The organism is Dyella halodurans (genome assembly GCF_026283925.1).
GTDB classification, from domain to species: Bacteria; Pseudomonadota; Gammaproteobacteria; order Xanthomonadales; family Rhodanobacteraceae; genus Dyella; species Dyella halodurans.
The window spans coordinates 792,240-807,558 of the sequence record NZ_JAPDPF010000001.1 but is presented as its reverse complement, the minus strand read 5'-3'; the positions used below and the strand labels follow the sequence as shown (position 1 = coordinate 807,558).

The 15,319-nt window shown below is 63.8% G+C and carries 9 protein-coding genes; 5 read left to right on the top strand and 4 right to left on the bottom strand.

What is annotated here, in order from left to right:
• Positions 1-259 precede the first annotated feature (259 nt).
• From tdh to kbl, 3 genes are all read left to right on the top strand, one after another.
• Positions 260-1,294: an L-threonine 3-dehydrogenase gene (tdh, locus tag OUZ49_RS03565; RefSeq protein WP_266148561.1), complete on the top strand. Its 1,035-nt coding sequence runs from the start codon at positions 260-262 to the stop codon at positions 1,292-1,294.
• A gap of 203 nt (positions 1,295-1,497) precedes the next feature.
• Positions 1,498-5,163 carry a DUF748 domain-containing protein gene (locus tag OUZ49_RS03560; protein ID WP_266148560.1) on the top strand — a complete coding sequence of 1,222 codons (3,666 nt, stop codon included), beginning with the start codon at positions 1,498-1,500 and terminating at the stop codon, positions 5,161-5,163.
• Between the two features lie 196 nt (positions 5,164-5,359).
• Positions 5,360-6,553 (top strand): glycine C-acetyltransferase, encoded by a 1,194-nt coding sequence (gene kbl / locus OUZ49_RS03555; protein WP_266148559.1) that lies wholly within the window; start codon positions 5,360-5,362, stop codon positions 6,551-6,553.
• A 167-nt stretch (positions 6,554-6,720) separates the two neighbouring features.
• Here the strand turns inward: kbl and OUZ49_RS03550 are convergent, their stop codons facing one another.
• Positions 6,721-7,479: a pseudouridine synthase gene (locus OUZ49_RS03550; protein ID WP_323134908.1), complete on the bottom strand. Its 759-nt coding sequence runs from the start codon at positions 7,477-7,479 to the stop codon at positions 6,721-6,723.
• Between the two features lie 185 nt (positions 7,480-7,664).
• Positions 7,665-8,777: an OmpA family protein gene (locus tag OUZ49_RS03545; RefSeq protein WP_266148650.1), complete on the bottom strand. Its 1,113-nt coding sequence runs from the start codon at positions 8,775-8,777 to the stop codon at positions 7,665-7,667.
• Positions 8,778-9,219: 442 nt separating this feature from the next.
• On the opposite strand from OUZ49_RS03545, the gene OUZ49_RS03540 reads away from it, so the two are divergent.
• On the top strand, positions 9,220-9,456 hold the full coding sequence (locus tag OUZ49_RS03540) for a hypothetical protein (RefSeq protein ID WP_266148558.1): 237 nt from the start codon (positions 9,220-9,222) through the stop codon (positions 9,454-9,456).
• Here OUZ49_RS03540 and OUZ49_RS03535 read toward each other — a convergent pair.
• Positions 9,447-10,568, bottom strand: a complete 1,122-nt coding sequence (locus OUZ49_RS03535; protein ID WP_266148557.1) for an OmpA family protein — start codon at positions 10,566-10,568, stop codon at positions 9,447-9,449. The genes OUZ49_RS03540 and OUZ49_RS03535 overlap by 10 nt on opposite strands.
• A gap of 209 nt (positions 10,569-10,777) precedes the next feature.
• Entirely contained in the window at positions 10,778-12,229 is a 1,452-nt protein-coding gene (locus tag OUZ49_RS03530) for a bifunctional 2-methylcitrate dehydratase/aconitate hydratase (RefSeq protein ID WP_266148556.1), read from the bottom strand.
• 470 nt (positions 12,230-12,699) lie between these two features.
• Here OUZ49_RS03530 and acnD point away from each other — a divergent pair, with 470 nt between their 5' ends.
• Complete coding sequence (gene acnD / locus OUZ49_RS03525; protein WP_266148555.1) at positions 12,700-15,294, top strand: Fe/S-dependent 2-methylisocitrate dehydratase AcnD; 2,595 nt, start codon at positions 12,700-12,702, stop codon at positions 15,292-15,294.
• The last annotated feature ends 25 nt before the right edge of the window (positions 15,295-15,319 follow it).

Genomic DNA, 15,319 nt, shown 5'->3' with positions numbered 1-15,319 from the left:
CCATGGTCGAGTCACGCGCACCGTCTCCCCACGCCTGTCCAGGTTGAGGCCAGCCAGATCGTGCCGCGCCCGGCCACCCGGCCGGGGTGTCGGTCAGGAGTCGGTTTTCCCGTCACATCAACGGCTTCCCCACGGGAGGCCGCATGAACTTGCGCACATTCTGGCGCTGGATAACGACGGCAACGCTGCAGTGCAGGAAAGCGATATGGCGTCCCGCCTCCTATAATTGTCGTTTTCCCGCCCTCCCCACGGAAATCCCATGCCGCAGATGATGAAAGCCCTGGTCAAGGTCAAGCCCGAACAGGGCATCTGGATGGAAGAAGTGCCCGTTCCCGAGGTCGGCCCCAACGAGGTGCTGATCAAGATGGAGAAGACCGCGATCTGCGGTACCGATCTGCACATCTATAAGTGGGACGACTGGTCGCAGCGCACCATCAAGCCCGGCCTGACCATCGGCCATGAGTTCGTCGGCCGTGTCGTGGAGATCGGCCCCGGCGTCACCGGCTACAAGATCGGCGACCGCGTCTCGGCCGAAGGCCACATCGTCTGTGGTCACTGCCGCAATTGCCGCGCCGGCCGCCAGCACCTGTGCCCGAACACCGTCGGCATCGGCGTGAACCGCAACGGTGCGTTTGCCGAGTACATGACCATGCCGGCCTCGAACCTGTGGCCGATTCCGGACCAGATCCCGTCCGAGCTGGCCGCGTTCTTCGATCCTTATGGCAATGCCGCGCACTGTGCGCTCGAGTTCGACCTGATCGGCGAGGACGTGCTGATCACCGGCGCAGGCCCGATCGGCATCATTGCCGCCGGCATCGCCAAGCATGTGGGCGCGCGCAACGTGGTGGTCACCGACGTCAACGACTACCGCCTGAAGCTGGCGGCCGACATGGGCGCCACCCGCGTGGTGAACGTGGCGAACCAGTCGCTGAAGGACGTGATGAAGGACCTGCACATGGAAGGCTTCGACGTGGGTCTGGAAATGAGCGGCAACCCGCGCGCCTTCAACGACATGCTCGACTGCATGTATCACGGCGGCAAGATCGCCCTGCTCGGCATCCTGCCCAAGGGCGCCGGCATCGACTGGGACAAGGTGATCTTCAAGGGCCTCACCATGCAGGGCATCTACGGCCGTCGCATGTACGAGACCTGGTACAAGATGACCCAGATGGTGCTGACCGGCTTCCCGCTGCAGAAGGTACTCACCCACCAGATCGCCATCGACGACTTCCAGAAGGGTTTCGACCTGATGGATGCCGGCAAGTGCGGCAAGGTCGTGTGCTCCTGGACGTAAGAGCCGGTCTACAGTCTCTTACGCAGCCTGAACGTCCATCACAAAAGGCCTTTTCCGTTGTGCTAAATGACGGAAAAGGCCCACTTGATTCACAGCCTCCCGGGTAAACTTCGCGCAGAACGCGCCGACAGAATCGCCGGAATGCGAAGGTGTTGGACCAGGTGGTCCCCGCCGTCGGCGCGATGACATGGGAGCATCGTCGGATGGCTGATCTGTTCAGCAACCCCCGCCTGGCCGCCGGACGCGACTGGGCCCTTGCCGTCTACCGGTCGCATCGGGTCCGTAAATGGACCGCGATCACCGCCATCGCGGTGGTCGTGTTCGGCCTGCTCGGCTTCTTCGTCGCGCCGCCCATCATCCACAGCCAGATCGAGAAGCGCGCCAGCGCCGCGCTGTCGCGACCGGTGACCATCGGCGCGGTGCACCTCAATCCGTATACCTTGCGCCTGCGTCTGGATCAGTTGCACATTGGCGATCGCGACGGCAAATCGCCGTTCGTCGATGTCGACGAGGCGGTGATCGACAGCTCGTGGACCGCGCTGTTCCGCATGGCGCCCGTGCTGGATGAGTTCAGCCTGCAGCATCCGCGCATCCGCATCGTGCGCACGCCCGACCAGCGCTTCAATTTCACCGACCTGATCGAGCGCTACGCGTCCAAGCCGACCGACCCGAAGACGCCGCCGACCCGTTTTGCGCTGTCCAACATCAGCGTGCACAACGGCGACGTTCAGTTCGACGACCAGCTGATGAAGGCACTGCACCACGTCGAGCAGCTAGAGGTCGGCATCCCCTTCATCGCCAACCTGCCCAACGATACCGATGTGTTCGTGCAGCCGCTGCTGTCGATGAAGGTGGACGGCAGCCCGCTGCACATCGAAGGTCATACCAAACCGTTCGCCGACAGCCGCGAATCCACGATCAACTTCCAGCTCGACCGCCTGGACCTGCCGCGTTACCTGGCCTACGCCCCCACCCCGCTGCCGGTGGCCATTCCCAAGGGACTGGCCAGCGGCAAGCTGGACCTGCACTTCGTCCAAGCCAAGCCCACGCCTCTGGTGGAGCTGACCGGCAATCTTGAGCTGGACGACTTCGTGCTCAACAGCAACCATGAGCAGCCCATCCTCACGCTCGGCCACGCCAGTGTGGATCTGCAGGATGTACAGCCGCTGGTCTCGCGCTATCACCTGGGCACGCTCAAGCTCACCCAGGCGCAGCTGCACTATGCGCTGGACGAGGCAGGCCATAGCAACCTGGACACGCTGACCGCGCCGTCCGCACCTACCGACTCGTCCTCACCCCCGATGGACCTGCGCATCGCCGCGATGCTGCTTGACGATAGCGCCGTGCATTACACCAGCCCGAGCAAGGACAAGCTCGACCTGGTCCGCCTGCACGGTAGCCTGGAGGGCCTGAGCAAGCTGCCCGCGCCTGCCGGCAAGCTCGATCTCGCCGGCCAGTTGTTCGGCGGCGAGGTTGTCGCCAAGGGCACGCTGGATCTGGCCGCCGCGCGGCTGGCCGGCACGCTGGAGATGAAGCAGGTCGACCTGGTGCCGCTGCAGGCGGTCGCCTATCAAGGCCTGGCTGCGCGCGTCACCAAGGGCAAGCTCGACGCTAACGGCAAGCTTCAGCTCGACTGGAGCAAGGCGGTCAACGTGCATCTCGCCGATGCGCACACCACCGTCACCGACTTCGCGCTGGAACCCCAGGTCAAAGGTCACGGCGCGCCCGTGGCCTGGAACAAGGCCGATACCGAGATCAACCTGATCGATCTGGCCGATCGCCAGGCGCAGCTGGGCACGGTGACGGCCGATGGTTTTGCCGTGGACGTGGTGCGCGATTCGCATAAGCGCATCACCTTGCTGGATCTGTTCGCGGCGAAGGGGCCGGCCGGCAAGGCGGCAGCGGACGCTACGCCACCGTGGCACTGGAGCGTGGCCCACCTGGGCATGGACAACGCCAGCGTCAATTTCACTGACCAGGCCTCGGGCGAGAAGCCAGTGAACATCCAGGTGACCGCGCTCAAGGGCGGTATCGACGATCTGACCGACAAGCTGGATCAGCCGCGCACGATGAAGCTGGAAGGCAGCATCGGCAAGGGCAGCTTTTCGGTCAACGGCAAGGTGCAGCCCACGCCGGCCATGGCCGATGTGCAGCTGACCTCCAAGCAGATCGACCTCGCCAGTTTCACGTCCTACATCAGCGTGCCGCTCAATGTGACCATCGCCAGCGCGCGCGTGAGCGGCAACGGCAAGCTGCACTACGACGGCCGCGGCAAGGACCCCAAGATCAATTACCAGGGCAGTGCCGCACTCGAGCAGGTACGCGTGCAGGACAAGCTCACCGGCGATGACTTCCTGCGCTGGCGCACGCTCAGCGCCTCCAACCTCGACGCCGCGTATGGCACCGGCGCCCCGCGCATGCACGCGGGCAACCTGGTGCTCAGCTCGTTCTACGCGCGCGTGATCGTCAATGCCAACGGCACGCTGAACTTGTCCGAGGTGGTGGCCAACCCGGAGCAGGCGCCGGTCTCGGTGACCCGCGCCGAAGGTGGTGTGCCGCTCTCGCCGGTGGCCCCGGCGGCACCGAAGCCATCGGCTCCGGTCGCCGTCGCCACCGCACCCGCCACGGCCGCGCCGGCAGCGCCCGCCTCGCCGCCGGCCGACATCCATATCGGCGGCCTCACCCTGCTCAACGGCCAGCTCAACTACACCGACAACTTCATCAAGCCGAATTACACCGCCAACCTGACCAAGCTCACCGGCAAGATCGGGGCCTTTGGCACCACGCCCGGCGACCCGCCCGCCGACCTGTCGGTGCAGGCGGCGCTGGACGACAACTCGCCGGTGGATATCGACGGCACCATCAATCCGCTGCAGCCGGTGGCCTTCCTCGATATCAAGGGCAAGGCCAACGAGGTCGAGTTGACCCGGCTTACCGCCTACTCCACCAAGTACACCGGTTACCCGATCACCGCCGGCAAGCTGACCATGGATGTCCACTACATGCTGGACAACCGCAAGCTCAATGCCGACAACCACATCTTCATTACCCAGCTGACCTTCGGCGACCGCGATGAGAGTCCCGGCATCAAGCACCTTCCGGTGAAGCTGGCGGTGGCCCTGCTGAAGGACTCGCAAGGCAATATCGACGTGAACGTGCCGGTGTCCGGTTCGCTGGACGATCCGCAGTTCAGCATGGGCGGCCTGATCTGGCGCGCCATCGGCAACCTGATCGCCAAGGCGGTCACGGCACCGTTTCATCTGCTCGGCGCAGCCTTTGGCGGCGGCAGCCATGAAGACCTGGGCTACGTGGAATTCGAGCCGGGTTCGGACGTGCTGGACAGTGCCGCACAGGAGCGACTGGGCAAGGTGGTCGGCATGCTCAACCAGAAAACCGCGCTGAATCTCGACATCATCGGCCGTGTCGACCCGGCCAAGGACCAGGACGGACTGCGCAAGTTCACCGTGGACACCATGGTTCGCCGGGAGAAGGCGCAGGACAAGTCGGGCAAGAACGCCGACACCTCGAACGCCGCGCTGGCCTCGGTCGATGTCACCCCGGACGAGTACGAGAAGTACCTCAGGCGCGCCTACAAGGACGACGACTTCAAGGGCAAGCCCAAGAATGTCATCGGCCTGAAGAAGTCACTTGAGCCCGACGAGATGCGCAGCCTGATGGAAACCAATGTCGCGGTGGACGACCAGGCCATGCGCGACCTCGCCAATCGACGCGCCGCCGCCGTCCAGACCTGGCTGCACGGCAAACTGGACGACAAGCGCATGGCGCTGAAGGATCCGAAGCTCACTGCCGAAGGCATCGACGACAAGGGCAAGACGACGCGCACGGAGTTTGGCCTGCATCAGGGGTGAGGCGGGAGCTTGGGGGATTGGGGTGGGTAGCGGGCGCAAGAAGCGCGCGTCGGGGCGTCTTGCTCATCTAGAGTGCTGCATGGTCGAAGCGGCGTAACTCATTCATGCGCCCCCACGACCCACCCCCAGGCCCCTTCCTTCCCAGCGCCGCCGCAAGGGCTCAAAATAGCGCTTTGCCCCCAGCTGGAATCCCCTCATGAGCTACCCCGGCCAGTCGCGCTTTGCCAGCGAACTCGAATCGATCCGTGAGCAAGGCCTGTTCAAGGCCGAGCGCATCATCACTTCTCCGCAGTCGGCGAAGATCCGCCTGGACAGCGGCAAGGAAGTCCTCAATTTCTGCGCGAACAACTATCTGGGGCTGGCCGATCACCCCGAAGTGATCCAGGCCGCGAAGGACGCGTTGGATACGCACGGCTTCGGCATGGCGTCGGTGCGCTTCATCTGCGGCACGCAGGACCTGCACAAGCAGCTGGAAAAAGACATCGCCGACTTCTTCGGCACCGAGGACACCATCCTCTACGCCGCCTGCTTCGACGCGAACGGCGGCTTGTTCGAGCCGCTGCTCGGTGAGGAAGACGCGATCATCTCCGACGCGCTCAACCATGCCTCGATCATTGACGGCATCCGCCTGTGCAAGGCCAAGCGCTTCCGCTACGGCAACTGCGACATGGCCGACCTGGAGAAGCAGCTGCAGGCCGCCGATGCAGCCGGTGCGCGCACCAAGCTGATCACCACCGATGGTGCGTTCTCGATGGACGGCTTCATCGCCCCGCTCGACCAGATCACCGCGCTGGCGGAGAAATACGGTGCGCTGGTGCATATCGACGAATGCCATTGCACCGGCTTCCTCGGCGACACCGGTCGCGGCTCGGCCGAAGTGAACGGCGTGCTGAGCAAGATCAACATCATCACCGGCACCCTGGGCAAGGCTCTCGGCGGCGCGCTGGGTGGTTTCACCACCGGCCCGCGCGAAATCATCGAGATGCTGCGCCAGCGCTCGCGCCCCTACCTGTTCTCCAACTCGTTGCCGCCGCACGTGGTGGCCGCCGGCATCAAGGTGTTCGAGATGCTCGCCGCCGCCGGCGACCTGCGCGATCAAGTGAAGGAAAACACGCGCTACTTCCGCGAGCAGATGACCAAGGCCGGCTTCGACATCAAGCCGGGCGTGCACCCGATCGTGCCCGTGATGATCTACGACGCCAAGAAGGCCCAGGCCATGGCGGCCGAACTGCTCGACGAAGGCATCTACGTCACCGGCTTCTTCTACCCCGTGGTACCGCAGGGCCAGGCGCGCATCCGCACCCAGATGAGCGCCGCGCATACGCGCGAGCACCTCGACCAGGCGATTGCGGCCTTCACCAAGGTCGGCAGGAAGCTGGGCGTGATTTGATCTCTTGCTCCCTCTCCCCTTTGGGGAGAGGGTTGGGGTGAGGGGTCAATCTTGCGACATCGCCAATTCAAAGCGAGCTCGTTTGCGCGGTTTTCGCGAGCACCCGCCCTTTACCCCCTTTTTGGGGCTCACCTCAGTCCTCTCCCCACCGGGGAGAGGAAGACAAGCTAAGGCACCGCCAACGCGCGCACTTCATCAGCGCTCAAATGCCGCCACTGCCCCTTGGCCAGCTCACCCAGCGCCAGCGGCCCAATCGCCACGCGAATCAGCCGCAGCACCGAGATGTCATGTGCTGCCAGCAGGCGCCTGATGTGCCGATTGCGCCCTTCATCCAGCACGATCTCGAGCCACGCGTTCTTTTCGCCTGAGCGCAACAGCGCGACGCGTATGGCGGCAAGGCGCTCACCCTGCTCGACGATGCCTTCCAGCAGCCGATCCAACAGCGCCTGATCCGGAATGCTGTCGATCTGCACGTGATAGGTCTTGTCCACGTGATGCCTGGGCTCGGTAAGCTGCGCCGCCCAGACGCTGTCGTTGCTCAACAGCAGCAAACCCTCGCTGGCCTTGTCCAGCCTCCCCACCGGACCCAGCCACGGTAACCCGGCATCCTTCAGCAAGTCGTAGACCGTGTCGCGGCCGCGCTCGTCGGCTGCACTGACCACGATGCCTCGCGGCTTGTTGAGCGCGAGATAGACACGCGTCGTGGCCATCACCGGCTCGTTGTCGAACCTGATCTGCTGGCGTTGCGCATCGGTGGGACGTTCGGGATCGAGCACGACCTTGCCATCCACACTCACCCTGCCCTCGCGCACCGCCTTTTCGGCCTGGCTGCGCGAGCACACGCCCAGCTTGCTCAGCACACGCGCCAATCCATGACGAGGTGCAGCCGCTGCGCGTGTCGAGGTGTTGGATCGGGGAGTACGCATGAGTGGTCGAACGATAGGCTCTCGACGAAAGTCGCCATGCCACATGGTAGGCGATTGGGCGACCGGGTGCGCCATTGAGATCGATGGCGTACCCGCGTGGTTGCGGGATCCGTCGGGCCGATACGTGCGCACAAAAAGAAAAGCCCGGCAAAAGCCGGGCTTTTCGGTACTGCTCTACAGGTCGATTACTGCTTGACCTGCAGCTCCGTGCGACGGTTACGTGCGCGGCCAGCATCTGTGTCGTTGGTGTCGATCGGGTTGTTCTTGCCGAAACCGAGCGGGCCTTCCAGACGATCGGCAGCGATGCCGCGCGAGGTCAGGTAGTCAAACACGATCTTCGCGCGACGCTCGGACAGCGCCTGGTTGTACTCGGCGGTGCCGACGTTGTCGGTGTGGCCGGCAACGGTCACGTGCACCTGCGGGTAACGCTGCAAGGTGTCGACAGCCTGATCCAGGATCGCCAGCGAGTCAGCGGTCGGCTCAGCCAGCGCCTTGCGGATGTCGGCCTCGCCCTTCTTCGGACGATCGAACTTGAAGTTCACGCCGCGCAGGTCGATGACGACCTTTTGCGGGCAACCGTCCGGACCGACGATCGTGCCTTCCGGCAGATCCGGGCACTTGTTGTCGCACAGGTTCACGCCGTTGCGGAACTGCTTGGAGCAGTCCGGAGCAACCGGTGCCGGCGCGGGAGCTGCGACCGGAGCGGCAGCTGCCGGCTCGCCGAAGCGCGACACGATGCTGAGGCCCAGGAACCAATCGCCGTAGCCGTTCTTGTTCGGCTGGGTCTTGTCGTCCCAGTCATAACGGTAGCCGGTTTCGACGCGCAGGTCGGTGCTGTCGGTGATGGTCTTCGACACGCCCACGCCCAGCTCGGCAGCCGGTGCCCAGCCGTTGTCGACAGCGTTCTGGTGCTGGCTGCCCATCACGCCGGCGAGCAGGTACGGACGCCATGCGGTCCATTCGCCGTAGTAGAAGCGCGCGGTCACACCGTAGTTGTTGTTGGCCCAGCGACTATTTTGGCCACCATCAACGGTGCGCTTCGTGCGATCGACGAACAGGTCGAGCGACACGTTCGGGGAAATGAAGCGACCAACGCCAAGGCCATAGTAGAACTGGCGGCTGTTGGTGTTGCGATCGGTGTCGTTGTAGTAGCCGCCGACGGTCGGAGCGATATACCAGCGACCATCGTAGCTAGGCGTGGTCGTGGTGGCCGCACCGGCGGTGTTGTCCTGCGCGTGAACGGCACCTACGCCGCCCAGGGCCAGGGCGATCATGAAGTACAAGCCCTTACGATTCATCATCTGGTGTCTCCTAGTTATTGGTATTCGCGTCCATTCCACCCCAGACGGAAATCGCGCGTCTAAAACAAATTTCTACGACCAGGGATTTGTGTCATCCCTTTGCTTCACGTCGCGATCAAGAAAAATTCACGAAATCGTGAGCGCGGCGGAGTGTAGCAAAATCGTTAAGCGCATCGCACGCAATACGAGACGACGTTGGTGAACTGTGGTTCAGACAAGTGCGGATTGCGCATGCATCGATGCTGTCGATGAGTGCGACAAAGTGTCGCTGACCCAGCGCATTTCATGCGCGCAACACCGACCAGCAAGTGCAGTTCGTCACGCATAACGTCAGCAGCAAGCCATGATTTGCGTTCGCGTGCGCGCGATGGTGAGCAAGCGAATTCATTGCTGATGCGCATGCCATCAGCAAACGTGTCGCCACTCGCCGAGGTGTGCGATGTCGACCAGCGAGCGCGCTTCGCCGGAGCACGCTCGCCATGACGACAGAAAAAACGTCACTCACGAAGCGCGTGAAGCGCACAACGAGATGCGCATGAAGCGCGGCAAGTATTTAGGCATTGCCGTACATGCAGTCGCTCAAAGCGATGTCGCGGTCGTGCGCGGCAAAGCAAAAAAAGAGCCCGGCAATGCCGGGCTCTCTTTCCAACTTTACCGTTGCAGCGATTACTGCTGAACGTCCAGCTCCGTACGACGATTGCGAGCGCGACCTTCGGCCGTGTCGTTGGTGTCGATCGGCTTGGTCAAGCCATAACCCACCGGAGGATCGAGGCGGCTCTGATCGATGCCGTGGGCGATCAGGTAGTCGTACACGATCTTCGCACGACGCTCCGACAGGCTCTGGTTGTACTCGGCCGTACCGACGTTGTCTGTGTGGCCAGCCACCAGCACGCGCACCTGCGGGTAACGCTTGAGGGTATCAACCGTCTGATCGAGGATCGCCAACGAGTCCTTGGTCGGCTCAGCCAGCGACGGTCCGATGTTCGTCTCGTTCTTCTTCGGACGATCGAACTTGAAGTTCACGCCGCGCAGGTCGATCACCACCTTCTGCGGGCAGCCATCCGGACCGACGATCGTGCCTTCCGGCAGATCCGGGCACTTGTTGTCGCACAGGTTCACGCCGTTGCGGAACTGCTTGGAGCAATCCGGCGGCGGCGGCGGCGCCGCAACCACGGGTGCAGCGGCGGGCTCGCCGAAGCGAGACACGATGCTGACGCCGAAGAACCAGTCGCCATAACCATTGCGGTTGCGCAGGGTCACGTTGTCCCAGTCGTAGCGGTAGCCGCCTTCGACACGGAAATCGGAACTGTCGGTGATGGTCTTCGACAGACCCACGCCTGCTTCGGCCGCCGGCGACCAGCCGTTGCTGATCTGGGTGATGTGCTGGCTACCCATCACGCCGCCCAACAGATACGGGCGCCATGCGTTCCAATCCAGGAAGTAGTAGCGGGCCGTCACGCCGTAGTTGTTGTTCGACCAACGACCGCCGCCCAGGCTGTCGTCGATGGTGCGCTTGGTGCGATCCGCGAAGAGATCAAGCGACCAGTTCGGACCGAAGAACCGACCAACGCCCAGGCCATAGTAGAACTGAGTGCTGTTGGTGTTGCGCTTGGTGTCGTTGTAGTAGCCACCGACCGTCGGGGCTATGTACCAGCGACCGTCATAGCCCGAGGCCGGGGTCGACTGTGTGGTGGTCGACGTCGAGCTGGAAGTGTTGTCCTGTGCATGAACGGCACCTGCGCCGCCCAGTACGAGGGCAATAAAAATGTATAGGCCCTTACGTTTCATCAGGTGTCTCCTCGTTTATTGGTGTGCGCGTCCGTTCACCCCAGACGGGAATTACATCAGCCGTGGAAACCAACTCCTCTCGAATCCCCGGACATGACTTTAGAACCTATGATGCTCAGATACCCGAAACGGGCGCGGAGTAGTTTAGCAAAAATTAAACAATTGCGAATCGACCCCAAACGCTCGTTCATTTTCAGCTCACGCCGTCTTTACAACGTGAAGAAGCCCAGGAACTGCTGAATAGGCATGCCATCCAGCCTCGCCGGGTCTGCCGTGGCCTCAAGAATGGCCTTGACCCGGTGGGCAGGCAAGTGGCCCCGCAGGGCCGCCTCGAACTTCGCTAGCAGGACCGGGATACCCTCGGCACGGCGCTTGCGGTGGCCAATCGGGAAGTCGATGGAGACCTTTTCCGTGCTCGTGCCGTCCTTGAAGAACACCTGGACCGAATTGCCGATATAACGCTTGTCCGGGTCGTAATAGTCCTTGGTGAACTGCGGGTTCTGGCTGACCACCATCCGCTCGCGGAGGGCGTCAATACGCGGGTCGGCGGCCACCTCGTCGTTGTAATCATCGGCGGTGAGACGGCCGAAGATCAGCGGTACGGCAACCATGTACTGGATGCAGTGATCGCGATCGGCGTAGTTGGCCAGGGGGCCGGTCTTGTCGATGATGCGCGCACCCGCTTCCTGGGTTTCAATCGCCACCTTGTTGATCTGATCGATCCTTCCGGCGACGGCCCCATGCAGCTGCATGGCGCACTCCACCGCGGTCTGCGCATGAAATTCCGCCGGGTAGCTGAGCTTGAACAGCACGTTTTCCATCACGTAGCTGCCGAACGGGCGCTCGAATTGAAACGCGTTGCCCTTGAAGGCCACGTCGTAATAGCCCCAGGTCTTGGCGCTCAGCGCCGATGGATACCCCACCACGCCGCGGTAAACCGCATTGATGGCGTGCGTCACCGCACGGCGGCAGGCGTCACCGGCGGCCCAGCTCTTGCGCGGCCCCGTGTTCGGCGCATGGCGGTAGCTGCGCAGCGCGCCGTTATCGATCCAACTGTGCGACACCGCCGTCGTGATCTGCTCCTTGGTGCCTCCCAGCATGGCCGTGGCGACCGCCGTGGAGGCCAGGCGCACCAGGATCACGTGGTCCTGGCCGACGCGGTTGAAGCTGTTCCTGAGGGCGTAGCAGCCCTGGATTTCGTGGGCCTTGATGGCGTACGTCAGCACGTCGCGCACGCTCAGCGGCCGACCGCCTTCGCGCTCGGCCTGGCGACTGAGGTAGTCGGCCACGGCCAGGATGGCGCCGAGGTTGTCCGACGGATGGCCCCATTCGGCCGCCAGCCAGGTGTCGTTGAAGTCCAGCCAGCGGATCTGCGTCCCGATGGCGAAGGCCGCCTGCACCGGATCCAGCTCGTGACTGGTGCCCGGCACGCGGGCGCCGCCCGGCAGCGTGGCGCCCGGCACGACCGGGCCGAGATGCTTCACGCACTCGGGGAACTTCATCGCCAGCATGGCTGTGGCCAGCGAATCGAGCAGCATGTAGCGCGCGGTGTCGTAGGCTTCGGCGGATTCGATCTGGTAGTCGACCACGTAGTTAGCCACGTCGAGCATCGGCTGGTCAGGCTCGGGGCGCTTGGCGGAACGGATGTCGTGCGCGCTCATGGGAGATCTCGCAGCAACCGGGGAACGCAACCATACCTCGGTCGACTGGACCGCGCGCGACTCGGTTTTTTGCCGCGCCACGAACCTTGCCCCTTGTTCCCGTCAAACGACCTGACCAGGCGTTTGTTGCGCACAAACGCTGGACCGACCACGAGGTGCACATTGCGCCCCTTCTATTTGGGGGGGACGAATGCCGCCTCGGCTCGGGTCATGTCCGGGAGGCGTGCGTTACAATCGCGAGCTAGATAGTGCGAATTTCCGATCGTGTCCCGGTCACGGGCGTCGTTGCGCCCTGGTCGCCGACACGAGGACTTCCGCTGTTGGGCCACGCGCGGGGCGCCAGTCCATCTGCCCCGGCGTGCGCGGCCATGGTCATTCAGACAGGTCGCAGGTGCCGATCGGGCGGCAGGTCCGCGCCGAGCATCGGCCTGCGGTCCGTCGGGCGTTAATCTCCAGGATTCTTGATACGTATGAATACCGTCTACCGCCAATCCCTCCCCGGCACGTCGCTGGATTATTTCAATACGCGTGCCGCCGTCGAGGCGATCCAGCCGGGCGCTTATGACGCGCTGCCCTATACCTCGCGCGTGCTCGCCGAGAATCTGGTGCGCCGTTGCGATCCGGCCATCCTCACCGAGTCGCTCAGGCAGATCATCGAGCGCAAGCGCGAACGTGATTTCCCCTGGTTCCCGGCGCGCGTGGTATGCCACGACATCCTCGGCCAGACCGCCCTGGTCGACCTGGCCGGCCTGCGCGACGCCATCGCCGAACGCGGCGGCGACCCGGCCAAGGTGAACCCGGTGGTGCCGGTGCAGTTGATCGTCGACCACTCGCTGGCAGTGGAGTGCGGTGGCTTCGACCCGCAGGCATTCGCGAAGAATCGCGCGATCGAGGATCGCCGCAACGAGGACCGCTTCCACTTCATCAACTGGACCAAGAAGGCGTTCGAGAACGTCGACGTAATTCCGCCGGGCAACGGCATCATGCACCAGATCAACCTGGAGAAGATGTCGCCGGTGATCCAGGTCCAGGACGGTGTCGCCTATCCGGATACCTGCGTGGGTACCGACAGCCATACGCCGCACGTGGATGCGCTCGGCGTCATCGCCATAGGCGTGGGCGGCCTGGAGGCCGAGAACGTGATGCTTGGCCGCGCCTCGTGGATGCGCCTGCCCGACATCATCGGCGTGGAGCTCACCGGCAAGCGCCAGCCCGGCATCACCGCCACTGATATCGTGCTGGCGCTCACCGAGTTCCTGCGCAAGGAAAAAGTGGTTGGCGCCTACCTGGAATTCCGCGGCGAAGGTGCGGCCAGCCTCACCCTGGGCGACCGCGCCACCATCTCCAATATGGCGCCCGAATACGGTGCCACTGCGGCGATGTTCTTCATCGACGGGCAGACCATCGACTATCTGCGCCTGACCGGGCGCAGCGACGAGCAGGGCAAGCTCGTTGAAACCTACGCCAAGGCTGCCGGCCTGTGGGCCGACTCGCTCGTCGCTGCGCAGTACGAGCGCACGCTGACGTTCGACCTGTCTTCGGTCGTGCGCAACATGGCGGGCCCGTCCAACCCGCACAAGCGCCTGCCCACCTCCGATCTCGCTGCACGCGGCATCGCCGGCCAGTGGCAGGAACAGCCGGGCCAGATGCCCGATGGCGCGGTGATCATCGCCGCCATCACCAGTTGCACCAACACCAGCAACCCGCGCAACGTGATCGCGGCGGCACTGCTGGCGCGCAATGCGAACGCACGCGGGCTCACGCGCAAGCCGTGGGTGAAGAGCTCGCTCGCGCCCGGTTCCAAGGCGGTGGAGCTGTATCTGAAAGAAGCAAACCTGCTCCCTGAGCTGGAGCAACTCGGCTTCGGCATCGTCGCGTTTGCGTGCACCACCTGCAATGGCATGTCCGGCGCGCTCGATCCGGCGATCCAGCAGGAGATCATCGATCGCGACCTGTACGCCACCGCCGTGCTGTCCGGCAACCGCAACTTCGACGGCCGCATCCATCCGTATGCCAAGCAGGCTTTCCTGGCTTCGCCGCCGCTGGTGGTGGCTTACGCCATCGCCGGCACCATCCGCTTCGACATCGAGCAGGATGTGCTTGGCGTCGATACCAACGGCCAGCCGGTAACGCTCAAGGACATCTGGCCCACCGACGAAGAGATCGATGCGATCGTGGCGAGCAGCGTCAAGCCGGAGCATTTCCGCCAGGTCTACGAGCCGATGTTCGCGCGCAGCGCCCGCGCCGGCACCAGCGCCGCGCCGCTGTACGACTGGCGTGCGCAGAGCACCTATATCCGTCGTCCGCCCTACTGGGAAGGCGCCCTCGCGGGCGAGCGCACGCTCAAGGGCATGCGTCCGCTGGCCGTGCTTGGCGACAACATCACCACCGACCACCTGTCGCCGTCCAACGCCATCATGCTCGACAGCGCCGCGGGCGAGTACCTCGCCAAGATGGGCTTGCCAGAAGAGGACTTCAATTCGTACGCGACCCATCGCGGCGATCACCTCACGGCGCAGCGTGCCACCTTTGCCAACCCCACCCTGGTCAACGAGATGGCCGTGGTCGATGGCGAAGTGAAGAAGGGTTCGCTGGCCCGCGTGGAGCCGGAAGGCAAGGTCATGCGCATGTGGGAAGCGATCGAAACCTATATGGAGCGCAAGCAGCCGCTGATCGTGATCGCCGGCGCCGACTACGGCCAGGGCTCGTCGCGCGACTGGGCCGCGAAGGGCGTGCGCCTGGCCGGTGCGGAGGCGATCGTGGCCGAAGGCTTCGAGCGCATCCACCGCACCAACCTGATCGGCATGGGCGTGCTGCCGCTGGAGTTCAAGCCCGGTACCAACCGCAAGACGCTGGGCATCGATGGCACCGAGACCTTCGACGTGGTTGGCGCGCGCACGCCACGCGCGGACCTCACCCTGGTCATCCATCGCAAGAACGGCGAGCGCGTGGAAGTACCGGTGACCTGCCGCCTGGACACCGCCGAGGAAGTGTCGATCTACGACGCTGGCGGCGTGCTGCAGCGGTTTGCGCAGGACTTCCTCGAAGCCTCGCAGGCGGCTTGACCGCTCTTGCCCGTCATTCCTGCGA

Bases quoted from the DNA above. Each gene is read 5' to 3' on its own strand.
- kbl (WP_266148559.1), top strand. From the start codon at position 5,360: ATGAGCTACCCCGGCCAGTCGCGCTTTGCCAGCGAACTCGAATCGATC.
- OUZ49_RS03545 (WP_266148650.1), bottom strand. From the start codon at position 8,777: ATGAATCGTAAGGGCTTGTACTTCATGATCGCCCTGGCCCTGGGCGGC.
- OUZ49_RS03550 (WP_323134908.1), bottom strand. From the start codon at position 7,479: ATGCGTACTCCCCGATCCAACACCTCGACACGCGCAGCGGCTGCACCT.
- OUZ49_RS03530 (WP_266148556.1), bottom strand. From the start codon at position 12,229: ATGAGCGCGCACGACATCCGTTCCGCCAAGCGCCCCGAGCCTGACCAG.
- OUZ49_RS03535 (WP_266148557.1), bottom strand. From the start codon at position 10,568: ATGAAACGTAAGGGCCTATACATTTTTATTGCCCTCGTACTGGGCGGC.
- OUZ49_RS03540 (WP_266148558.1), top strand. From the start codon at position 9,220: ATGTCGACCAGCGAGCGCGCTTCGCCGGAGCACGCTCGCCATGACGAC.
- acnD (WP_266148555.1), top strand. From the start codon at position 12,700: ATGAATACCGTCTACCGCCAATCCCTCCCCGGCACGTCGCTGGATTAT.
- OUZ49_RS03560 (WP_266148560.1), top strand. From the start codon at position 1,498: ATGGCTGATCTGTTCAGCAACCCCCGCCTGGCCGCCGGACGCGACTGG.
- tdh (WP_266148561.1), top strand. From the start codon at position 260: ATGCCGCAGATGATGAAAGCCCTGGTCAAGGTCAAGCCCGAACAGGGC.